This window comes from Anaeromyxobacter oryzae (genome assembly GCF_023169945.1).
Taxonomy (GTDB): Bacteria; Myxococcota; Myxococcia; order Myxococcales; family Anaeromyxobacteraceae; genus Anaeromyxobacter; species Anaeromyxobacter oryzae.
The window spans coordinates 3,685,304-3,706,236 of sequence record NZ_AP025591.1; the positions used below are offsets into that span (position 1 = coordinate 3,685,304).

The 20,933-nt window shown below is 73.4% G+C and carries 20 protein-coding genes and 2 tRNA genes; 10 read left to right on the forward strand and 12 right to left on the reverse strand.

Annotation, left to right across the window (positions count from 1 at the left end; translation table 11 throughout):
* Positions 1-2: 2 nt before the first annotated feature.
* A complete protein-coding gene (locus AMOR_RS16075; RefSeq protein WP_248352572.1) occupies positions 3-413 on the reverse strand; it encodes a hypothetical protein in 411 nt (136 codons plus the stop codon).
* 401 nt (positions 414-814) lie between these two features.
* On the opposite strand from AMOR_RS16075, the gene AMOR_RS16080 reads away from it, so the two are divergent.
* Positions 815-1,804, forward strand: a complete 990-nt coding sequence (locus AMOR_RS16080) for an alpha/beta hydrolase (protein ID WP_248352573.1) — start codon at positions 815-817, stop codon at positions 1,802-1,804.
* A 232-nt stretch (positions 1,805-2,036) separates the two neighbouring features.
* Here AMOR_RS16080 and AMOR_RS16085 read toward each other — a convergent pair whose 3' ends face one another.
* Complete coding sequence (locus tag AMOR_RS16085) at positions 2,037-2,480, reverse strand: thioesterase domain-containing protein (RefSeq protein ID WP_248352574.1); 444 nt, start codon at positions 2,478-2,480, stop codon at positions 2,037-2,039.
* Between the two features lie 46 nt (positions 2,481-2,526).
* Here AMOR_RS16085 and AMOR_RS16090 point away from each other — a divergent pair, with 46 nt between their 5' ends.
* The gene (locus AMOR_RS16090; RefSeq protein WP_248352575.1) at positions 2,527-2,667 is read left to right on the forward strand and encodes a hypothetical protein; all 141 of its coding nucleotides are present in this window, start codon (positions 2,527-2,529) and stop codon (positions 2,665-2,667) included.
* Here AMOR_RS16090 and AMOR_RS16095 read toward each other — a convergent pair.
* The gene (locus tag AMOR_RS16095; protein WP_248352576.1) at positions 2,634-2,930 is read right to left on the reverse strand and encodes a hypothetical protein; all 297 of its coding nucleotides are present in this window, start codon (positions 2,928-2,930) and stop codon (positions 2,634-2,636) included. The genes AMOR_RS16090 and AMOR_RS16095 overlap by 34 nt on opposite strands.
* Positions 2,931-3,276: 346 nt before the next feature.
* Here AMOR_RS16095 and AMOR_RS16100 point away from each other — a divergent pair, with 346 nt between their 5' ends.
* Positions 3,277-4,776, forward strand: coding sequence for a type IV pilin protein (locus tag AMOR_RS16100; RefSeq protein ID WP_248352577.1), 1,500 nt, complete (start codon positions 3,277-3,279; stop codon positions 4,774-4,776).
* Between the two features lie 171 nt (positions 4,777-4,947).
* Here AMOR_RS16100 and AMOR_RS16105 read toward each other — a convergent pair whose 3' ends face one another.
* Complete coding sequence (locus AMOR_RS16105; protein ID WP_248352578.1) at positions 4,948-6,504, reverse strand: RtcB family protein; 1,557 nt, start codon at positions 6,502-6,504, stop codon at positions 4,948-4,950.
* Positions 6,505-6,758: 254 nt separating this feature from the next.
* Between AMOR_RS16105 and AMOR_RS16110 the strand changes: the two genes are divergently transcribed.
* Complete coding sequence (locus AMOR_RS16110) at positions 6,759-6,965, forward strand: hypothetical protein (protein ID WP_248352579.1); 207 nt, start codon at positions 6,759-6,761, stop codon at positions 6,963-6,965.
* 217 nt (positions 6,966-7,182) lie between these two features.
* Positions 7,183-7,848, forward strand: coding sequence for a dihydrofolate reductase family protein (locus AMOR_RS16115; protein ID WP_248352580.1), 666 nt, complete (start codon positions 7,183-7,185; stop codon positions 7,846-7,848).
* 389 nt (positions 7,849-8,237) lie between these two features.
* On the opposite strand, the gene AMOR_RS16120 is transcribed toward AMOR_RS16115, so the two are convergent.
* Both AMOR_RS16120 and AMOR_RS16125 read right to left on the reverse strand, forming a co-directional pair.
* A tRNA-Asp gene (locus AMOR_RS16120) sits at positions 8,238-8,314 on the reverse strand.
* A gap of 13 nt (positions 8,315-8,327) precedes the next feature.
* A tRNA-Val gene (locus AMOR_RS16125) sits at positions 8,328-8,399 on the reverse strand.
* Positions 8,400-8,564: 165 nt separating this feature from the next.
* Here AMOR_RS16125 and AMOR_RS16130 point away from each other — a divergent pair.
* Positions 8,565-11,246: a helicase-related protein gene (locus AMOR_RS16130; RefSeq protein ID WP_248352581.1), complete on the forward strand. Its 2,682-nt coding sequence runs from the start codon at positions 8,565-8,567 to the stop codon at positions 11,244-11,246.
* Between the two features lie 173 nt (positions 11,247-11,419).
* On the opposite strand, the gene argE is transcribed toward AMOR_RS16130, so the two are convergent.
* Both argE and AMOR_RS16140 read right to left on the reverse strand, forming a co-directional pair.
* On the reverse strand, positions 11,420-12,532 hold the full coding sequence (argE, locus tag AMOR_RS16135; protein ID WP_248352582.1) for an acetylornithine deacetylase: 1,113 nt from the start codon (positions 12,530-12,532) through the stop codon (positions 11,420-11,422).
* 42 nt (positions 12,533-12,574) lie between these two features.
* Positions 12,575-13,966, reverse strand: a complete 1,392-nt coding sequence (locus AMOR_RS16140) for a formimidoylglutamate deiminase (protein ID WP_248352583.1) — start codon at positions 13,964-13,966, stop codon at positions 12,575-12,577.
* A 143-nt stretch (positions 13,967-14,109) separates the two neighbouring features.
* On the opposite strand from AMOR_RS16140, the gene dapF reads away from it, so the two are divergent.
* The 4 genes from dapF to AMOR_RS16160 all read left to right on the forward strand — a co-directional run bounded on the left by dapF (position 14,110) and on the right by AMOR_RS16160 (position 19,188).
* On the forward strand, positions 14,110-14,910 hold the full coding sequence (gene dapF, locus AMOR_RS16145) for a diaminopimelate epimerase (RefSeq protein ID WP_248362534.1): 801 nt from the start codon (positions 14,110-14,112) through the stop codon (positions 14,908-14,910).
* A complete protein-coding gene (locus AMOR_RS16150) occupies positions 14,911-16,776 on the forward strand; it encodes a GGDEF domain-containing response regulator (RefSeq protein WP_248352584.1) in 1,866 nt (621 codons plus the stop codon).
* Between the two features lie 13 nt (positions 16,777-16,789).
* Positions 16,790-18,247: a DUF4388 domain-containing protein gene (locus AMOR_RS16155; RefSeq protein WP_248352585.1), complete on the forward strand. Its 1,458-nt coding sequence runs from the start codon at positions 16,790-16,792 to the stop codon at positions 18,245-18,247.
* Between the two features lie 152 nt (positions 18,248-18,399).
* Entirely contained in the window at positions 18,400-19,188 is a 789-nt protein-coding gene (locus AMOR_RS16160; protein WP_248352586.1) for a PhzF family phenazine biosynthesis protein, read from the forward strand.
* Positions 19,189-19,193: 5 nt separating this feature from the next.
* On the opposite strand, the gene AMOR_RS16165 is transcribed toward AMOR_RS16160, so the two are convergent.
* The 4 genes from AMOR_RS16165 to AMOR_RS16180 are packed head-to-tail and all read right to left on the reverse strand — an operon-like array spanning position 19,194 to position 20,829.
* Positions 19,194-19,601: a bacteriohemerythrin gene (locus tag AMOR_RS16165; RefSeq protein WP_248352587.1), complete on the reverse strand. Its 408-nt coding sequence runs from the start codon at positions 19,599-19,601 to the stop codon at positions 19,194-19,196.
* 11 nt (positions 19,602-19,612) lie between these two features.
* Positions 19,613-19,924 (reverse strand): hypothetical protein, encoded by a 312-nt coding sequence (locus AMOR_RS16170; protein ID WP_248352588.1) that lies wholly within the window; start codon positions 19,922-19,924, stop codon positions 19,613-19,615.
* 45 nt (positions 19,925-19,969) lie between these two features.
* The gene (locus tag AMOR_RS16175; protein ID WP_248352589.1) at positions 19,970-20,410 is read right to left on the reverse strand and encodes a bacteriohemerythrin; all 441 of its coding nucleotides are present in this window, start codon (positions 20,408-20,410) and stop codon (positions 19,970-19,972) included.
* Positions 20,410-20,829: a bacteriohemerythrin gene (locus tag AMOR_RS16180; protein ID WP_248352590.1), complete on the reverse strand. Its 420-nt coding sequence runs from the start codon at positions 20,827-20,829 to the stop codon at positions 20,410-20,412. The genes AMOR_RS16175 and AMOR_RS16180 overlap by 1 nt, the downstream gene beginning before the upstream one ends.
* Positions 20,830-20,933 lie beyond the last annotated feature (104 nt).

The following is a 20,933-nucleotide window of genomic DNA, read 5'->3' on the forward strand; positions in this document are numbered from 1 at the left end:
GATCAGGGACTCGCGGCGGTGCCCGAGCGCGCGGGAGACGCGGCGGGGCTCCCGGCCATCATCCCGGGCTGCACCGGGCCGGGCTGCACCGGGCTCGACGCCGCCGCGGGAGTGGTCGCCGGGTACGTCGTATCGTCGGAGGGAGTCCCCGGCACGAACGTCCGGCGCGGGGCCGCGGAGTACGCAGAGGCGCGCCCCGCGGCGCCGGGAGCGGGAGTTGGGTACGCCGTGTCGTCCGACGGCGTGCCCGCCTCGAAGGATCCGGCGCCGCCGCTGGCCGCCCAGGCGGAGCGCCGCGCGTCGATCGGATACGACGCGTCGTCCTGCGAGCCGGCATACGGCGGGTCCTCCGCGAGCGCTCGTCCGGCGGCGAGCGTGATCGTGAGCGCTGCGAGTGCGGCGAGCTTCGACATCTCGTTCCTTCCTTTCCGTGCGATGCAGTCGCGCATCGTGAGTGAGCGAGGCGGTTGCACCGCTCGTGCCGGCGCGGGCGAGGCGTGATCGTGCGCCTTGCGGTTCGTGCTCCTGCTGGAAGCAGATCAGGCGCGGATCGATCCCAGGCACACCGCTTCGTCCTGATCGCGTCGTGGGGCGCGCAAAGGCGCGCAACGCCGTCCGCGAACGGTCTGGCGCATCGCCTGCATCTCCGTCGCGATGCTCGGAGGCCGTCATGGCACCGGGCCAACGGAACCAGACGAGGAGTGGAGCATGAGGACGTCGGTGAGAAGCAGTGGGCGGAAGCGGCAGGACCCGGAGAGGACTCGACATGGGATGGTTCAGTAGCTGGGCGACCTTGATGATCGGAGGAAGCGTGATGACCCAGGCAATGGCGGCTCAGGCGCCGGATGCGGCGACGGACCCTCGGATCGACCCACAGGTGCGGTCGTTCCTCGTCGATCTCAACAAGGACAGCAGCCCGTTCTGGAAGCTGCCCCAGCCGAAGCCGCAGGAGATCCTGACGGCGCTGCAGCAGAAGACGCCGGTGGACATGTCGGGCGTGTCCATCACGGAGCGGACCATCGCGCAGGATGGACGAACCGTGAAGCTGTACGTGATGACGCCGCAGCCAGTGACGGGCACGCCGGGGGTCCTGCTCTTCATCCACGGCGGCGTCTGGATCGTCGGCAACTTCGAGAACCACCAGCGGTTGCTGCGTGATCTGGTCGTCGGCTCGGGCCAGGTCGGCGTCTTCGTGGAGTACTCGCCGCTCCCCGCGGCGAGGTATCCGACGCAGCTGGAGGAGAGCTACGCGGCGCTGAAGTGGGTGGCGGCACACGCCGGTGAGCTCGGCGCGGACGGCAGCCGCATCGCGATCGCGGGCAACTCGGTCGGTGGAGACATGACCGCAGCGCTGACGCTCATGGCGAAGGATCGGAAGGGCCCGAAGATCGCCTACCAGGTGCTCATGATCCCCGCCACCGACGCCAGCGTCGACACCGCCTCATACGAGGAGTATGGGACCGGCCGATTCCTGTCGCGTGCGTTCATGAAGTACGGGTGGGACCTCTACGCGCCCGACGACAAGACGCGAAGCGCTCCCTACGTGTCGCCGCTCCGGGCGAGCAGGAAGGAGCTCGAGTCGTTGCCCCCGGCGCTCGTGATCACCGCGGAGAACGATCCGCTCCGCGACGAAGGGGAGGCGTACGCGCGCAAGCTCAAGGACGCGGGCGTCGCCGTGACCGCGACCCGCTACAACGGGATGATCCACGACTTCGTGCTCCTCAACGCCATCCACGACGTACCCGCCGTGCAGTCGGCGCTGGAGCAGGCGAGCGAAGCGATCAGCAACGCACTGAAGCGGTAGGAGCAGAGGCCATGAACACGATCACGACCAGGGATGGAGCCGAGATCTTCCACAAGGCCCCTCGGTCGCCGGCAGAGGCGGCCCAGGCCACTGCGCACTAGGCGGAGGCGTGGCGGCCATCGTTCCTCCCGGTCGGAAGCCCCGGGAGGAGGATGCGATGGCCGCCGCTCCGCTGCCACGGCGTCAGGCGCTGTGAGACGCCGAGGCGGCCCGCCACCCCGGGCCGCCACCCTCAGCTCCGCACCGCCACGTAGGTCCCCAGGTGCCGCCCGCCGACGCCGGAGGCGCACTCGAGCGTGGACGTCACGGTCACGCGGGCGCTGCTGTGGCGCGCGAGAGTCGACAGGAAGCGGCTCCATGCCGGAGCGGGCGGAAGCGTGCACGCCGCGGTGAAGTCCCCGTCCACGGGCGCCTCGAAGTCGAGGGCGCTCCGCTGGATCACGAGCCGGTTCGCGATGCCGTGCTCGCGGAGCTGGAGGTGGAGCAGTACCCAGCCGGACAGGATCGCCACGGAGGAGAGGCTCCCGCCGAACGCCGTCGCGCGGTGGTTCAGGTTCGGCCTGAGCAGCGCCGCGAGCCGGACGGACTGTCCGTCGTAGTGCTCCACTCGCACCCCGAGGCTCCGGGTGATCGGGATGTGCTCGTGGACGTAGGCGGTGATCTCGTCGGCGGTCATCGGTTCGGGCGCTCCAGGTTCAATCTGATATGGATCGACGGACACCATGTCGAACCGAAGCATCGAGTTCTTCGACGAGCAGTTCAAGCGCCAGGTCCAGGCGCATGAGTTCGCGCTGAACCCGTTCGAGGAGGCGGCGCTTCCTTGCGAGCATCAGCTCGAGGATCGCAGGGCGTCGCGGAGGTAGGCAGCCTCGTTCGCGCGGGCGCGAGCTTCGGCGCGCAGGTTCCCCGGAGCGTCCGCTCGCTGCTCGGTGCGGGTCCAGAGCTCGCAGCGTGCGTCGCATCGCGCGACGAATGCGTCGCGCTGCTGGTTCAGCGCGGTGCGGATTCCCGTCTCGATGCGGAGCGCCAGGAGCGTGAGCGTCTCATCCGAGAGCGCGCGGCCCGAGGTACGCGCGAAGTCGGTCGAGATCATCCGAGAGAGGAGGGGAACGGAGAGCTCGTCCATGAAGTCCTCCCGGAAGCATCGGCGAAGACGCGAGGCGACGCGAGGGCGTCCGAGTTCATATGAAGAACTTGCCAGCGCATCACCGTCATTGACTGGACACCCCAGCGGAGACCTGGTTGGCGAGGACCGCGAGCGGGCGGGCTCGGCGCGGAGACGAGCCGTCGGCGAGCGACTCGAATAGACGCCGTGGACGTCGGCCAGCTCGGCCTCCGGACGAGGACGGCGCCCGTATCCGCCCCGCCCGGAAACGGTTGACTTTTCGTGCATGGCGGCGATCGCTCGGATTCGTTGGGACGGGGGACTATGCGTACCGCTACTGTGCTCCATCTCGAGGAGGGGCATACACATGTTCACCAACCGGCGGTTCCTCGCGGTGGCGTTCTCGGTGCTGACCGTGTCCTGCGCGACGCGTTACTCGACCAGGCCGATCTCGCCCCAGGCAGCAGCGGCGTTTTCCCACGCTCAGGTGGACGGCGTGGGTGGGTCGCTGGTCATCGACGCCGAGAAGATGAGAGAGCTCGGATTTCGTCCGAGCGAGGACCAGGCAAAGGACGGCGATCTGCTCCTCGATCTCGCGGTGGCGCTCCTCCCCGCGGTGGCCGCCGAGATGAAGGACGACCCGGCCGCCGCCGTCCTGGCGCGGTCGGCCGTGCTGCTGGCGCTGACCCGGGAGTGGGCCGTCGCGCCCCACGTGCAGCGGCTCGGCGTCGTCGTGCAGGTGGACCCCGAGCACCCCGACAAGCGCGCGGACAGCGCGCTCGTCCTCGTCGCGGTGAGGGAGGGCGAGAAGGAGAATCGGGAGATGCTCCAGGCGCTGGGCGCGGCGGTCCGCGCCGTCGCCGGCCGCGAGGTCGTCAAGTCGGAGCTGGGTCACGTGTGCCTCGCGAGGGAGGCGAACCCGGAGCTGCCGTTCCAGGTGTGCATCCATCCCGGCCCCGGCTTCTACGCGCTCGGAACTCCCGAAGCGCTCTCCGCCCTCGCGACCGCGCCCGCCGTCTCGGCGCCGCGGGAGCCTGGGCCGGTGCTGCGCGTGCTCGCGCGCGCGCCGAAGCTGGGCCGCGTGGAGCTCACGATCGAGGGGCAGGCGGCGCTGCGGGTCGGCGCAAGGATCGAGTCGGAGGATCCGGCGGCGGCTGCGCAGCTCGAGAAGCAGCTCGAGGCGGTCCTCCAGCGGGCGGACGTGCAGCGGGAGAAGAGCCGGCGCGTGATGGCGTCGGCGCTCGAGGAGGTGAAGGGCTCGGTCGCCAGGGATCCCGAGGCGCCAGACCGGATGAAGGCCGCGGTGGCCGGTGCCACGGTGGAGCGGCTGGTCGATCCGCGCGGCGAGTGGGCCGCGCTCCGGAACTCGATCCAGGTCGCGCGCACCGGGAACACCGTCACCGCCGAGCTCACGATCCCCGAGGCGCAGGTCCGCCGCGTCGCGCGGCTCGACCAGGGCATGACGACGGTGGCCACCATCGGCATCCTCTCGGCGATCGCCATCCCGAACTTCGTCAAGTACCAGTGCCGCGCCAAGGCGTCGGAGGGCCAGGCAGCGGTGCAAGCCGCGCGGGACGCCGTGAAGGCCCACCGCACGAAGGACGGTCGATACCCCGCCAGCCTCCAGCAGGCCGACTACCGGCCCGCACCGGGGGGGCGCTACACGGTGTGCATGCGCAGCGGGTGCGCGCCGCCCGCGAAGCCGGACGCCGCGAAGGCGTGCGAGGAGGCGCTGCAGAGCGTCAGCGGCGGATCGAAGGCACCCGCGCTGTGCGCGGCGGCGAACCTCATGGACGACGGCAAGATGGACGTCTGGCTCATCGACGCGCCTGGTGACGCATCCAATCATCGCAGCGCCTGTCAGTGATGCCGGAAACACGAAACCCCCGGGACCTCGCGGTTCCGGGGGCTCGTCTACTAGCGGCGTGGAGGGGACTCGAACCCCTGGCCTGGCGTGACAGTTGACTCACGGTGGATGGTATGGGACTGGAATTCGACGGCTGCCTTCCCGGTCGAGCCCGGTCGCGATGCCGTCGCGTCACCCCTTCACAGTCACGAGCGGCCTCAGGCGCGCCACGGGCGCCGCGACCCCGGCTTCCTCCAGCGTCTGGATCGCGGGCGTCACCGGCTTGCAAGCGTAGGGCGCCTCCTCCTTGAGGCGCGCCCGGTAGGCGGCCAGGATGTCTGGTCGTCCTCGGAGCCGCGGCGAGTTGGGGTCGATGGGAGTGACGACGCGAAGTGGGGAGAGCGCCCTCGCCGCAGCGGCTTCGTCCACGTGGCTCGCCGCCCCGCGCGACAGGCTTCGACCCGCGCCATGGCTGGCACTTGCGAGCAGGGCATCGTTGCCCAGCCCCGCCAGCACGTGACTCGCGTCGCCCATCGAGCCGGGCACGATCACCGGGTGCCCAGTGTAGCGGAAGGGGCCCTGGTTCTCCGGGCTCGACCCGGGCGCCGGGCACGCGCCCTTCCTATGCAGGAAGCGCTCCTCGTCGAGCGCCCAGACGAGGTTGTGCGGGGCATCGCCGACGAGCTGGCCGTGGACCTCGCGCCCCACCGCGTCCGACAGGGCGCGAAGCGCCATGAGCCCGAGAAACAGCCGGTTGGCGAAGGCGAAGTTGGCGGCGGCGCGCATCGCCGCGAGGTAGCGGTGGCCCTCGGCGGCGTGCGGCCCGCGGACGGGCAGGACGTGGAACCCGTGTGCCGGGTGCGGCGCGCCCGCGGGGTGGAGCCGGCGCGCAGCCTCGCGGAACGATGCACCGACGGTGTGCCCGAGCCCGACTGAGCCGCTGTGGCACATGATGACGACGCGCTCGCGGGCGAGCCCCCAGTCGTGCGCCGTGGCTCCGAGCGGGGTGGCCTCCACGGCCTGGACCTCGACGAAGTGGTTCCCGCCACCCACCGACCCGATCTGCGGGTCGCGTCCGTCGCGGGCGCCCGAGGCGCGGATGTAGTCGGCGAACGGGCCCACGCCGTCGGTCGGGAACCCACCGCCCGCGTGCACGCGCGAGAGATCGGTTTCCTGGGCTCGCGCGTCGTAGCGGCGCCAGATCCCGAGCGCGCTGTTGTCGGTGCGGGTGGCGTGAAGCCCGGGAAGCCCCTCGCGCAGGATGGCCTCGCGCTGCCTGGGCGAGAGCGGGATGTCGCGCTGGCCCTCGAAGAAGATGGCGCGCAGGCGCTGCTCGAGGCGGGCGCGCACCGGGACCAGCTCCTCGGCCCGGAGGTCGGTTGCCAGGAGGCGCATGCCGCAGCAGACGTCGCTGCCCACGGCGGCAGGGATCACGAACCCGCGCGCGTCGATGACCGTGCCCACGGGGATGCTCGCGCCTCGGTGGAAGTCGGGCGTGAGCACCACCTGCGCGATCCGCCCGGGGGCATCGCCGAAGAACGGCGCAGACGAGCCGGCGCGCTCGCGGCGCCAGAGGTCGTCGAGCGTGTCCTGCAGCGCGAGCAGCTGAAGAAGCTGCTCGATGGCCTCGGCCTCGACCGCGACGTCCTCGCGGGCGAGCAGGGTGCAAGGCACGCCCTGCGGGTTCTGGATGGTAGACCGGGCGCCGTCGAGCCGGCGCACCGCTGCCAGGTGCTGGATGGAAGACACGGCTGCTGCTCCTGGCCCAGCTCCGCGGCCGCGGGGGCGCACACGTGGAGGGTGCGACCCGCGTCGAGGTCGAACTGAGCTTGGTGGGAGTCACGGAATCGGCCGGGGGGACCCGACCGACAGCAGCCGTGGCGGGGCGCAACATGCGCTTCGGCAAGAACGGCGTCAAGACCTCAAGCTGGCGGTGTCAACGCTCAGTGATTCTGTCACCCCTCAAGCTGGCGTCCACCGAACCGGATCAAGCGTCTGAGTTCATGGTGACGGTCGCCCACGACCTCTTCGGCTGGTACGCGCTCCCGGACATCGTGGTCGAGCAGCTCGAGGCGGACGCGGAGGCGATGGGGCTCGACCGGCGCAAGTACATCACCCGCGTCCTGATGCGCCGGTACCACGAGGTCCTGGAGAAGGGTCCGGGGTTCGAGAAGGCGGCCTCCGCCGCCGGCGGGAAGCGGGGGAAGTAGGAGCGGAACATGGCCGAGACGCGCGCGGAGCAGGTTGTCTTCGGGTGGGCGGGGGAGGGGAGCGCCGAGACGGAGGAGCGCCCCTCGACTCCGCGCCCGCTTCGCGGGCGCTACGCTCGGGGCGAGCGGGGCGGGATGGCAGCCATCCTGGACGGCGGTGGGAGCCGCCGCTAGGAGAAGCGAACGGCGGCGATGCAGGCCGAAAGGGGTCACGCTCATGTCGCGGCTTCGGGTCAACGCATTCAGCATCTCGATCGACGGCTACGGCGCCGGTCCCGACCAGGCGCTGGAGAATCCGATGGGCGTCGGAGGGATGGCGCTGCACCAGTGGGTGCTCGGCACGAAGACGTTCCAGAAGATGCACGGCGACTTCGCCGGGTCGCTGATCGGTGACAAGGTCGCCCGAGAGGACGTCGACGACGACTTCGCCGCGCGCAGCTTCGACAACCTCGGCGCCTGGATCATGGGCCGCAACATGTTCGCGCCGTCGCGCGGTCCCTGGCCCGACGACGGCTGGAAGGGATGGTGGGGCAACAACCCGCCCTACCACGTGCCCGTCTTCGTGCTCACGCACCACGCTCGTGCACCGCTCACGATGGAGGGCGGGACGACCTTCCACTTCGTGACCGATGGCATCCATGCCGCGCTGGAGCGCGCGAAGGAGGCGGCTCGGGGCAAGGACGTCCGACTGGGCGGTGGAACTGCCACCGTTCGCCAGTACCTCGCCGCCGGCCTCATCGACGAGATCCACCTCGCGATCTCCCCCGTGCTCCTCGGCCGGGGCGAGCACCTCCTGGCCGGCATCGACACGGTGAGCCTCGGCTACAAGTGCACGGAGCACGTATCGACCAGCCAGGCCACCCACGTCGTGCTGGCGAAGTAGCCATGGGCAGCGTCTACTCTGCTCGGGCACTCGGATCCGAAGAGGCCGCGAACACCGGCCGCTGATCGGGCTCGAGCGCCACCCGATCCGCGCCTCGAGGGTCTCGCCGCAGATCACGGAGCGGCGGTACGGCCACCTCTTCCCGACTTCATGGCGAGCGAGGTGAACCGGCTGCGGTTCGGGCTGGACTGGCTCGCGGCGCGGGCGGCCCCCCTCACCCCGTCCCTCTCCCCCCGCTCCGCGGGGGGAGAGGGGGGAGTGGCGCAGGCGATTCCGCTCGAAACGGGGGCTTCCGGCGAACTTGGTTCACCGGTGATACAGCCACCCGACTCCAGAAACACGAAGGCCGGGACCCCACCGGTTTCCCGTGAAGTCCCGGCCTCGTTTACTGGCGGGGTGTAGGGGACTCGAACCCCTGTCCTCCGGCGTGACAGGCCGGCGTTATAACCAGCTTAACTAACACCCCAAGTCAACTTGAGTGGGCGGAACAGGCTTCGAACCTGTGACCCTCGCCTTGTAAGGGCGACGCTCTACCCCTGAGCTATCCGCCCAAGGCGCGAAAGCGTGGGGTTTCTAGCTTGGCCTGCCCCGCATGTCAACGGGCCTTCTCGCCCGCCCGGGCGTGGCCCAAGCGCCCGTCCCGCGAAAGGAACTGGAGTTGCTGGACCGCGGTGGGTGCCGATGGTAAGGGGCGCGCGATGGCCTGGAAAACCGGAATGAAGGTCGTCCACCGCGCCCAGCGCGCGTGGGGCGTCGGGGTGATCGTCCAGATCGCGGACGAGGGGCGGCGCCTCGCGGTCCGGTTCGCCGGACGGGAGGGGATCACGGTCGTCTCCGGCCGGGATCCGGCCCTGACCGAGGTTCCGAAGGACACCCCGATCGAGCAGGTGGCCGCGGGCCCGATCGAGACCCTCGCCGCCGGCCAGGCGGCGCCCGCGACCGCGTTCGCGCTGCGCACCCGCGTGCTCCGGCTCGAGGCCCTCCGCCGCGCCGACTCGCTCGGCGCGCTGCTCTCCTCCCGCGTCCACGTGCTGCCGCACCAGGTCGGCGCCGCCGGACGGATCCTCTCCGACCGGATGCCGCGGTTCGTCCTCGCGGACGAGGTCGGCCTCGGGAAGACCGTCGAGGCGGGCCTCGTCTTCGCGGGGCTCCGCCAGCTCGGCCTCGCCGAGCGGGTCCTCGTCGCCGTCCCCGAGCACCTCGCGTTCCAGTGGCTCGCCGAGCTGTTCCACAAGTTCAACGCGCTCTTCACGCTCCTCACCCCGGAGCGGATCGAGTCGCTCGGCGGGATCGAGGCGGCGCTGGCGCGCTCGCCCCACGCCATCGTCTCCTTCGAGCTGCTCCGCGAGGTCCCGGAGCTGGCCGAGGCCGCCGCGGACCTCCCGCTCGATCTCGTCGTCGTCGACGAGGCGCACCACCTCGCGGACGACGCGCTCCACGCGGTCGTCGCCCCGATCTGCCGGGCCTCGTTCGGGGTCCTCCTCCTCACCGCGACGCCGGTCCGCCTCGACCCCCGCGAGTACTTCCGCCTCCTCTCGCTCGTCGAGCCGGTGCCCTCGACGTCCATCGACGACTTCCTCGTCCGCCTCGAGCAGCACGAGGCGTACGCGCAGGTGGCGCGCGAGCTGCTCCAGGGCGGCGATCTCGCCGCCGCCGCCGCGCGGCTGCGCGAGCTCGCGCCGGACGATCCGGTCTTCTCCCGCGCCCCGCCCGCGCTCGACCGCAACGCCGTCCTCGCCCACCTCTCCGATCGGTACGGGCTCTCCTCCCGGCTGATCCGCAACCGCCGCGTGAAGGTCGGCGCGTTCACCTCGCGCGTGCTCCGGCGCACCGACGTCGCCGCGGGCGGGAAGCCGCGGGCGCTCGCGGAGCTCTGCGCGCGGCTCGCGAAGGGCGGCGACAAGGTGCTCGTCTTCGGGCACGACCTCGACGCGCTCCGGGCGCTGCAGGCCGGCGTCGCCGAGGCGGGCCTCGAGGCGCTCCTCTACGACGACGCGCCTTCGCTCGAGGCGCGCGACCGGATCGTCGCCCGCTTCCGGGATCCGGAGGGGCCGATGGTCCTCCTCTCCGGCGAGTCCGGCGGCGAGGGCCGCAACTTCCAGTTCGCCCACCACCTCGTCTGCGCGGATCTCCCCGAGTCGCCGCTCGTGCTCGAGCAGCGGATCGGCCGCCTCGACCGGCTCGGCCAGACGCAGCCGGTCGAGATCCACGTCCCGGTGGAGCCGGGGGAGGAGACGTTCCTCGCCGACCTGTACCAGAAGGAGATCGGCATCTTCGACGAGCCCGTGGGCGGCCTCGACGCCGTGCTGGCGTCGCTGCCCGACGAGCTGGACGCGCTCCGCCGGAAGCGCACCGAGCGCACCCGCGAGGCGTTCCGGCAGGACCTCGCCGCGCGCGTCGCCGCGGCGCGCAAGGCGCAGCACGAGGGCGACCCGCTCCTCGACATCCGGTCGGCGTCCCTCCCCGAGCTGGCGCGGCTCGTTCGCGGCGCGTTCGAGCGGATGGGCGAGGACCCGCCGGAGGGGATCGACGGCGCGGGAGAGGTGGCCCTGCCCGCCATCGAGGAGGCGCTCGTCACGCTGTCGCGCTGGCTCGAGGAGGAGCTCGAGGAGGTCGCGACGGACGTCGGCCACCGGATCGGGATGGAGGTGGACACGGACCAGAACGTCCACCCGTTCGAGGTCGCGTTCACCATCGGCGCGGGGATGCGCATCGAGGCGCTGCCGGGCATGGAGATGCCCGAGGAGCCCGAGACCTTCCTCGGCAGCTTCTGGCGCGAGACCGCCGTCGCGCGCGACGAGCTGAACTGGTTCGCGACGGGGCACAAGCTCGTCGAGGCGCTCGTCGGGCTGGTCCGCGACGGCGACGCGGGCCGGACCGCGTCCTTGAAGCGGGAGTGGGCGCCGCGCCGGGGCGGGATGTACGCCCGGTTCGAGCCGCGCCTCGCCACCGCCGCCGACGTCGCGCCGGGCGCGCGGGTCGCGTCCCGCCAGGCCTCGCGCTACCTCGACCTCTCTCCCATCGCGGTGCTCGTCGATCTGGACGTGGGGAACCGGCACGTGCCCGGCGGCGCCCAGCGGCTCGAGGACGAGATCGACGAGGTGCAGGACGCGAAGATCGGCCCGGCCCCGGCGAACGTCCTCGCCGCCGCGCGCGCCGCGGCGGAGCGAGAGGCGCAGCAGATCCTCGCGCGCCGGAAGGAGGAGGCGCTCGCGATCCTCCTCGCCCACGCCGACGCGGAGGAGGAGCGCCTCGTCGAGGCCGCCTTCCAGGGCGGCGCGCCGAAGGAGCGGATCGAGGGCGCCCTGGGCGTCCTGCGGCAGCACCGGGAGGTCGTGGCGAAGGCGATCGACCGCGTGCGGATGGATCTGGACGCGGCGACGGTGGTGGTGCCGTAGAGAGCCCGCACGCTCGCGCGAGCCTGCTCGCGGCATCGACTCTGAACCGTTCGTGCTGAGCGTAGCGCCCGCGCAGCGGGCGCGGAGTCGAAGCACGCGGCGCGCCCTTCGACTCCGCGGCGCTTCGCGCCGCTACGCTCAGGGCGAACGGGACAGCCGTGGATGGCCGTCGATCACGCGAACCGCAGGATCGCCCGTTCCAGGATCGCTGCGGCCTTCTCCAGCTCGGAGACCTCGACGTACTCCCCGGTCCGGTGCGCGACGCGGATGTCGCCCGGGCCGAAGACACAGGCCTCCGCGCCCATCCCGATCACCTCCGGCAGCTCGGTGCCGAACGGCACGGTCGTCGAGCGGTTCCCGCTCTCCGCCTCGAGGAAGCGCACCACCTCCGCCTCGGGCGGCGTCACCGCGGCGGCGTCGGTCCGGAGCGGCGCCACCTTCACCGAGAGCCTGCCGCCGCTCGCCGCGGCGAGGCGGGCGCAGGCGTCCTCGACGAGCCGGAGCGCGCGGCGCGGGTCCTGCCCGGGGAGCGGCCGCCACTCGTAGGTGAAGCGGCACGCGCCGGCGATGATGTTCCGCGCCTTGCCGCCCTGGATCACGCCCACGTTCCACGTCGTGTACGGCGGCGCGAACGCGGCGTCGGTCTCCCGCCGCAGCTCCTCGCCGATCCGCTCGATCTCCGGCCAGAGCCGGCCGAACCCGTGGATCGCCGAGGCCCCCACCTCCGGGTAGGCGCTGTGGCCCTCGACGCCGTCCAGCTCGACCTCGACGGCGCAGTAGCCCTTGTGCGCCCGGACCGGCGTGAGGCTCGTCGGCTCGCCGACGATGGCGTGGCGCGGGTGGATCCGACCCTCGGCGAGGAGCTGCTTCGCCCCGAGGCAGCCGACCTCCTCGTCCGCGGTGAAGAGGATGGTGAGCGGCCCGCCGTGATCGCGGACGCGCGCGGCCGCGGCGAGGGCGGCGGCGAGGAAGCCCTTCGTGTCCGCCGCGCCGCGCCCCACCACCCGGCCGTCGCGCACCTCGCCCCGGAGCGCGTCCTTCCAGTCGGGGTCGAACGGGACGCAGTCGGTGTGGCCCACCAGCGCGAGGCCGCCCGGCACGTCCGGCCCGCGCCGGCAGACCAGGTTCCCCTTCGCGACGCCGAAGGCGTCGGTCCAGCCCATGCGGCGCGTCTCGAACCCGGCCGTGCGCGCCTCGCGCTCGAGCAGGTCGAGCACGGGCGCGTTCGAGCGCGTCGAGGTCGAGTCGATCGCGACGAGCGCCTGGAGGAGGGGTACGAGGTCCATGGCCGGAGCCTACGACGGCCCGCGGCGCGTCGCCCGTTTTCTCTATCCTCGGCCCCACAGCTCCGCCATCACCTCGCGGAAGTCCGCGAGCAGCTCCGCGCCGGTGGGGCGCCCCGGCGTGGTCCAGCCGTCCTCGACGATCGGCTCGCCGCCGACGAAGGTGCTCTTCACCGCCCCGGGCGAGGTCCCGAGCACGAGCGTCGCGAGGAGCGCGTCGGGCGACGCCTCCGCGCCCGCGAGCGACGGGTCGTCCAGGTCCACGAGCACGAAGTCCGCCGGGTCGCCGGGGTCGAGGCGCCCGCCGGGGATCCCGAGCGACGCCATGCCGCCGGCCGTCGCCGCGTCGAGGAGCCGCGCCGGTAGGGCGCCGGGCGGATCGTCGAGCACCGCCCGCGCGCCGCGGACGAGCCGGAGGTGCCCCTCGAGCGCGCGCGCCTCGCCGAGCGGATCCACCTCGGCGTGCGAGTCCACGCCGAGGGCGAGGCGTGCGCCCGCGGCGAGGAGCCGGTCGGCGGGGACGACGCCGTCGCCGAGGTTCCGCTCGGTGAGCGGGCACGCGCAGACGGTCGCGCCGGCGGAGCCGATCACCGCGACGTCGGCGTCGTCGACGTGGATCGCGTGCACGAGCGTGGTGGTCGGGCCGAGCGCGCCGACCGAGGCGAGGAGGCCCACCGGGGAGCGGCCGTGCTCGGCGCGGCAGGCGGCGACCTCGGCGGGCTGCTCCGCGGCGTGGACGTGGAGCGGGATGTCCCGCGCGCGCGCCGCCTCCGCGAGGGCGCCGATCCAGTCCGGCGGGCACGCGCGCACCGAGTGCGGGGCGAGGCCGACGGTGGCGAGCGGATCGCCTGCCAGCGCTCCGCGGAGCCGGTCGACGGCGGCGAGCGCGACGGCGGGGGACTCCTCGAGGAAGCGCGCCTGCGCGGGATCCGGCGACGCGCCGGCGCCCGCGCGGCCGTACGCGGCGCGGAGGAGGACGATCCGGAGGCCGACCGTCCGTGCGGCGCGGACCACCCGGAGCGCCAGCTCGTCGGGATCCGGGTAGGGCCGGCCGTCCGGATCGCGGTGGAGGTAGTGGAACTCGCCCGCGCAGGTCACGCCCGCGCGCGCGAGCTCGAAGAACGCGAAGCGCGCCACCTTCTCGAGCGCGTCGGGATCGAGCCGGCGCGCGGCTGCGTACATCGCGGAGCGCCAGCCCCAGAAGCTGCCGGCGGCGCGGCGCTCCGCGCGCCCGCGGACGGCGCGCTGGAACGCGTGTCCGTGCGCCGAGACGAGGCCGGGAACGAGCATCCGCCCCGGGAGCGGGACGAGCTCCGCGCCGGGGGGCGGCTGGCCGATCCGGTCGACGAGGCCGTCGCGGACGACGAGCGCCTCGCGCCCGTGGAAGGCGCCGCCGGCGAGGAGCTGATCGGGGACGTAGGCGCGGAGCGTCGGCACGTCGGTGCTTTACCCTCGCGCCGCCCCGGACGCCAGCGCGCCGTCGAACGCTCGCCTGCCGCGGCCGGGCGCGCCGCGGGCTCCCACGACCCGCGCAGAGGTGAAGAGCCCGGAGGTCGAACCCGCCTGCCCGCCGCGCTATGATGCGCCGCGTGCCGCTCTCCTTCGTGAAGTACCACGGGCTCGGGAACGACTTCGTCGTCGTGGAGGGGCCACTCGTGGACGCGGATCGCGCGCGCCGGATCTGCGATCGCCGCCGCGGGATCGGCGCCGACGGCCTGGTCACGATCCTCCCTCCCCGGACGCCCGGCGCCGTGGCGTTCATGCACATCTACAACTCCGACGGCTCGGTCGCGGCCATGTGCGGGAACGCGATCCGCTGCCTCGCCCGCCACCTCGTCGATCACCGCGGAGTCGCGGGCCCGACCCTCGTCATCGACACCGACTCCGGCCCGAAGACCTGCACCGTCCACCGCGGCGCGGGCGGGGCCGTCGAGGCGGTCTCGGTCGAGATGGGTCCGGCGCGCCTCCTCGGCGACCAGGACTTCGACGTCGACGGCGAGGTGCACCGGTCCGTCCGCGTCTCGATGGGCAACCCGCACGCCGTCCTGTTCGAGGAGCCGGCGCGGGAGCGCGCCCGATCCCTCGGGCCGCGCATCGAGCGGCTGGTGGACGGCGGCGTGAACGTCGGGTTCGCCCGGCCGGGGCCGGACGGCATCGACCTCGTCGTCTGGGAGCGCGGCGCCGGGCTCACCGACGCCTGCGGGACCGGCGCGTGCGCCGCGGCGGTCGCCTCGGCCTCGCGCGGGAAGGTCCGCGCCGGCGCGCCGGTCCCGGTGCGGCTCCCGGGCGGCACGCTGCTCGTCACGGTCGCCCCGGATCTCGTCGGCGTCACGATGCGCGGCCCCGCGGAGCGGGTCTTCGCGGGAGAGGCGGACCTCTAGATGGCGACCGGCCGGATCCTCGTCGTCGACGACGAGAAGTTCTTCCAGGATCTCTTCAGGGACCTGCTCGCCGGCGCGGGCCACGCGACGCGCGCGGCGTCCTCCGGCGAGGAGGCGCTGCAGCGGCTCGCGGAGGAGCAGTTCGACCTGCTCCTCACCGACGTGGTGATGCCGGGCCTCGACGGCATCGCCCTCGTCCGCGAGGCGAAGCGCCGGGACCCGGACCTCGAGGCGATCGCGATCACCGGCCACGAGGACGTCCGGCTCGCCGTCCAGGCGATGAAGGCGGGCTGCTCCGACTTCCTCACGAAGCCGGTCGAGACCGACGAGCTGCTCCGCGTGGCGGACCGCGTGCTCGGGCGCGTGTCGCTCCGCCGGGAGCACTCGCAGCTCCTCACCGAGAACCTCGAGTTCGCGAAGGCGCAGGCGCTCTACCGGCAGGGGCTCCAGATCCTGGCGTCCCTCGACGGGGAGCGGATCGTCGACCTCGCGCTCTCGATCCTGTCCCGCGTGACGGACGCGCAGGGCGCGGCGCTCTGGGTCGCCGACGAGAAGGGGCAGCTCCAGCTCCGCGGATACCGCGGGCTCGTGGATCGGGCGGCCCTGCCTCCGCGGATCGATCCGCGCGAGCCCGCGTGGGCCGAGGCGCTCCGCGGCGGCGCGCCGTTCCGGCCGCCGTTCGCGCCCGCCGGCGAGGCCTTCTGCGTGCCGCTCGTCGCCGACGACGAGCCCGTCGGCCTCGCGCTCCTCTCCGACCGCGCCCGGGGCCAGTTCGGCAAGGACGAGCACGCGACCGCGCTCACCGTCGCCGACTTCGCCGCCATCGCCGTGAAGAACGCGCGCCGGTTCCAGGCGCTCGAGCGCGTGGGCCTCCGGGACCGGGAGACCGGCGCCTACAACCTCGCCTACTTCGTCGACTACGCCGGGAAGGAGTTCTACAAGGCCCGCCGCTACGGCCGCGCCTTCTCCCTCGTGCTCCTCTCGATCGACAACGCCGAGCAGCTCCGGAAGGAGGCGGGCCGCGAGCTGTACCGCCGCGTCGTCCGCGATCTCGTCGCCGCGACGTCCCGCGCCGCGCGCGACGCCGACATCCTCGCGAAGGTCTCCGAGAGCGAGTACTACGTGCTCCTCCCGGAGACGGACTACTTCGGGGCCCTCATGTTCCTCCGCCGCGCCGCGGACGAGGTGCGCAAGGAGGAGTCGATCCGGAACGTCGAGGAGAAGACGCCGGTGCTCCTGTCGATGGGCGCCGCCACCTTCCCGAAGGACGGGGAGGACTTCGACGAGCTGCTCCACTGGGCGCGCGCCCGGGTCCAGGAGCAGCGCGGGTCGCTGCTCCGGCGGCTCCACCTGGACGACCTCGACCCGAACGCGTTCTGGGAGCTCGCCGATCTCCTCCTCTCCGACTCGGCCCGCCTCCCGGACAGCTCGCCCTCCGCGCGGCTCGAGGCCGACGCCGAGTTCTTCGCCGCGGCGCAGCGGGAGGCGGCCCGCGAGATCGCCCGGGATCCCCGGGCGCGCGGCCTCCTCTACGTGGGCGTGAAGGGCGGCCTCGCGACGGCGCCGGTCCGCGGCGCGCTGCCGCCCGGCGACCCCGCCGCGCGCGCGGGCGACAGCACCGTCCGGGTCTACCTGCTCGGCCCGCGCGGCGCCGAGCCCGACGCGCCGCCGCACCCGCTCGTCACCGAGGTGTACCTCGACGGCGACAAGCGCTTCGCCGGCCAGGAGTTCCTCCTCTTCATGTCGGAGCACTCGGCGTACGGCCTCCTCTCCGGCGCCGGCCGCACCTTCCACACCTCCGACGTCCCCCTCGTCGACGCCCTCGTCTCGAAGCTCCAGGCGCTCTACGACCTGCAGCCGCTCTAGCCCTCGAGCCGACATGCCCCCCGTCCGGAAGATCCTCGTCGCCGATCCCGACCCGGCCATCGTCCGCGCCCTCGCGCCGGCCCTGCGCCAGCGCGGGTACCAGGTCCACGCCGCGCGCGACGGCTCCCGCGCGCTGCAGATCGCGATCCTGCGCTTCCCGGACCTCGTCCTCTTCGACGAGCGCTGCCCGCTCCTGGACGCGCGCACCTTCGTGCGGATCCTCCGGACGAACCCGCGGACCGAGCGCATCCCGGTGGTGCTCACCGGCGACGCGGTGGACCCGGATCGCGCCCGGCTCGGCACCTACCTCCGCAAGCCCTTCAACCAGGACGAGGTGCTCGCGCGGATCGAGCAGGTCTTCCGGCGCGTCGACGCCTCGCGCGCGGTGTCGGGCGGCGACGGCCGCGAGATCGAGGGCAACCTCGCCCAGATTCCGCTCGTGGACCTGCTCCAGATCCTCGCGGTGAACCGGAAGAGCGGCCGGCTCACGGTGGAGCGCGAGGGCGAGCGCGCGGAGATCGCGCTCCGCGACGGGCGCGTCGTGGACGCGACGCTCGGCGCGGCGGTCGGCGAGAAGGCGCTGTTCCGGCTCCTCACGCGGCGCGAGGGTCAGTTCGCCTTCGTGCCGGGCCAGGACGTCGGCGCCGAGCGGATCACGCGGAAGGTCGAGGAGCTCGTCCTCGAGGGGCTCCGCCAGGCGGACGAGGTCGCCCGGCTCCTGCCGCAGCTCCCGCAGCCGACCGACGCGCTCGAGCTCGCCGTCCACCCGACGGAGATCCCGGCCGGCCTCCACCCGGTGACCGAGGAGGTCGTCGCGCTCCTCGACGGGCCGCGGAGCTTCCAGGACGTGGTGGACCGCTGCCGCGCGTCCGACCTCGAGGCGATGCGCGCCGCCCTCGCGCTCCTCGAGAAGGGGTACGCCCGCCGCCGGGCCGGCCTCGCGCCCGAGCCGCAGGGCGAGCTGCTCGCGGCGCACGAGCTGCACGCCCTCCGCGCGCGCATCGCGCGCGGCCGCTCCTCCGGGCCGCAGACGGTCGGGAAGATCGTGGTCGCCGGCGGCGGCCCGCTCGCGCGCCGCGCCGCGCTCGCCCGGTTCCTCACCGTGCCGGGCTTCCGGCCGGAGGCGTCGCCGCCCAGCGGCTTCGGCACGCTCGGCCGGCTCACGCTCGGCGACGGCGTCCGCGTCGACCTCGCGGAGCTGCCCGGCGAGCGCGCGCAGCGGCCGCTCTGGCGGCCGTTCGCGTCCGGCGCGGTGGGCGCGCTCGTGCTCCTGCCGGCCGACGACGCGGGCCAGCTCCTCGCGGAGCTCGCGAAGGTCCTCCGCCTGCCGGTGGTGGTGTGCGGCCCGTCGGAGGCGTCGGTGCCGTCGGCACTGCGGGACGCGCCCGGCGGCTTCGTCTTCGGCGGGAGCGACGCGGCGGAGGGGCTGCGGGCGCTGCTGGCGGGCGCCGGGGCCAGGCAGACGTACTGAGACGGCCACTCCGTTCGCCCCCGAGCCTGTCGATGGGCCCGCCGCGCCCGTCCGTGGCTCGACGGGCTCACCACGAACGGAAGATCGCACGGCTCGCGACGCACGCGGTCCGCCGCTGCACCCGGCCAGCGATCGCGGTAAAGCTCACCTCCATGCGCATCCCCCTCTGGCAGGTCGACGCCTTCACCGACCGCGTCTTCGCCGGCAACCCCGCCGCGGTCTGCCCGCTCGAGGCCTGGCTCCCCGACGCGACCCTCCTCGCCATCGCGAGCGAGAACAACCTCGCGGAGACCGCCTTCCTGGTCCGCGAGGGCGACGGCTGGGCGATCCGCTGGTTCACGCCCGCGCTGGAGGTCGACCTGTGCGGCCACGCGACGCTCGCCTCGGCGCACGTCGTCTTCCGGCACCTGGAGCCCGGCCGGAGCACCGTCACCTTCCGCTCCCAGAGCGGCCCGCTCGCGGTCGCGCGCCGCGACGGCGGGCTCCTCGCCATGACGTTCCCGCGGCGCCCCGGCCGCTCCGCCCCGGTGCCGGACGCGGTCGCGCGCGCGGTGGGCCGCGCGCCGGAGGAGGCGCTGCTCTCGCGCGACTGGATGGCGGTGCTGCGGACCGAGGACGAGGTGCGGTCGCTCCGGCCGGACCTCGACGCCGTCGCGACGCTCCCCGGGCACGGGATCATCGTGACCGCGCCGGCGACGACCCCCGGCATCGACTTCGTGTCCCGCTACTTCGCCCCGCAGGCGGGGATCCCCGAGGACCCGGTCACCGGCTCCGCGCACTGCACCCTGGTGCCGTACTGGGCGGCCCGGCTCGGCAAGGCGCGGCTCGAGGCGCTCCAGGTCTCGAGGCGCGGCGGCCGGCTCTCGCTCGAGGATCGCGCGGACGCCGTCGAGATCGCCGGCCGGACGGCGGAGTACCTGTCCGGGACGATCGAGGTGTAGCGCCGCTACCGCGGCCGGTTGCGGAGCCAGGCACCGAGCGCGCGATCGTTCCGGTAGATGTGCTCGCGCAGCCAGGCCGTGACGCGATTCTGGACCCGGATGACGAACAGCGGGCCCGGTCCCTCGACCTGGTACTCCTCGCGAAGGGCGCCGAACTCCTGCACGAAGCGGCGGTGCTCGCCGCGGTGGGCCTCGAGGCCGGGGTAGCCCGCGTCCTCCATGACGCGCTCCTCGGCGCCGAAGTGGGACACCACGTAGTCCCCGAGGAAGTCGAGCATCCGCCGCACCTCGTCCCGGCTCCGCCGCTCGTGCGACGCCTCGAGGAGGGCGCCGATGCGCGCGAAGAGCTCCCGGTGCTGCGCGTCGATGGACGGGTCGCCGGTGAGGAGGACGGGGTCGAACTCGATCGTCATCGGAAGCCCGCTCACGGGCGCGCGTCGTCGCCGAGCGCCGCCTGGACGGCGGGGCTCGCGCAGAGGATCCGGAACTCGGCGCGGCTGAGCCAGGCGGTCCGCGACCCGCGCTTGCCGCGGAGCGTCAGCCGGACGCGCTCCGCCTCGCGGGCGACCGATGCGGCGGCGCCGGCCGAGAGGTCGCGCTCGAGCGAGCGGAGGTGCCGGTGGATCCGGAGCGCCCGCCGGCCTTCCGGCGAGGAGAGCGCGAGGAAGTACCGGTTCCGGCTGAAGCCCGGGTCGTCGCGGAGGCGCTCGACGGCGCGCATGACGAAGTCCGCCATGGAGCGGAGGAGCGTAACACCGGCGTCGTCACCTGGGCCACCCGATCACCGCGCGCGCGGCGACGTCGCGAGCGGGTGCACGCCTGGCGCCCCTGCGAGGAAGGCGCCGACCGCCTTGTCGGTCCGGTAGATGTGCTCGCGGAGCCAGGCGGTCACGCGCGCGTTGACCCGCACGACGAGGAGGAGCGTCGCGCCGTCGGCCAGGTACTCCTGGAGGAGCGCCGAGAACTCCGCGACGAACCGCTCGTGCTCGGCCCGATGCTCGGCGAGGCCGGGGTAGCCGCGGGCGCGCATGAGCGCCTCCTCTGCCCCGAAGTGCTCCACGACGTACTCCCCGAGGAAGCCGAGCAGCCGCCCGACCTCGTCGGCGGTCTTCCCGGCGCGCGCCGCCTCGAGGAGGCGGTCGAGCCGATCGAACAGCTCGACGTGCTGCCGGTCGATCTCGTCGACGCCGATGGCGAGCGAAGGATCCCAGGTGATCGCCATCAGCGCATGACCTCCGCCCCCCGGCGCTCCCGGACGTACCACCCCAGGGCGAGGTCCGTCGAGAAGACGTGGTCGCGCAGCCAGCTCGAGACCTCCCGCTCCATCCGGTGGACGAGCGCGGCGGTGGCGCCCTCTGCGTCGAGGACGCGGGCGAGATCCTCGATGGTGCGCGCGAACCCGGCGTGCTCCGCCTCGTGCGCCGCACGCGCCGGATAGGCGAACGCGGCCATCAGCGCCTCCTCCGCGGCGAAGTGCAGCCTCACGTACTCGAGCAGGAAGCGCAGCACCCGCACGGCGGCGGCGCGGTCGCGCCGGAGGATCGCGGACTCGAGCGCGTCGACGCGCTCGAACAGCTCCTCGTGCTGTACGTCGATCTCCGGCACCCCCACCGAGAGCTCGCTGGTCCACCGCAGCGCCATCGGACCCCTCCGGTCCGGACCCGGACGGGCCCATGAGGCCATGGTAGGGGCGTGCGGATGGCGCGGCACGTCACGGCGTGACGCAGATCAGCGCCGAGACGCTC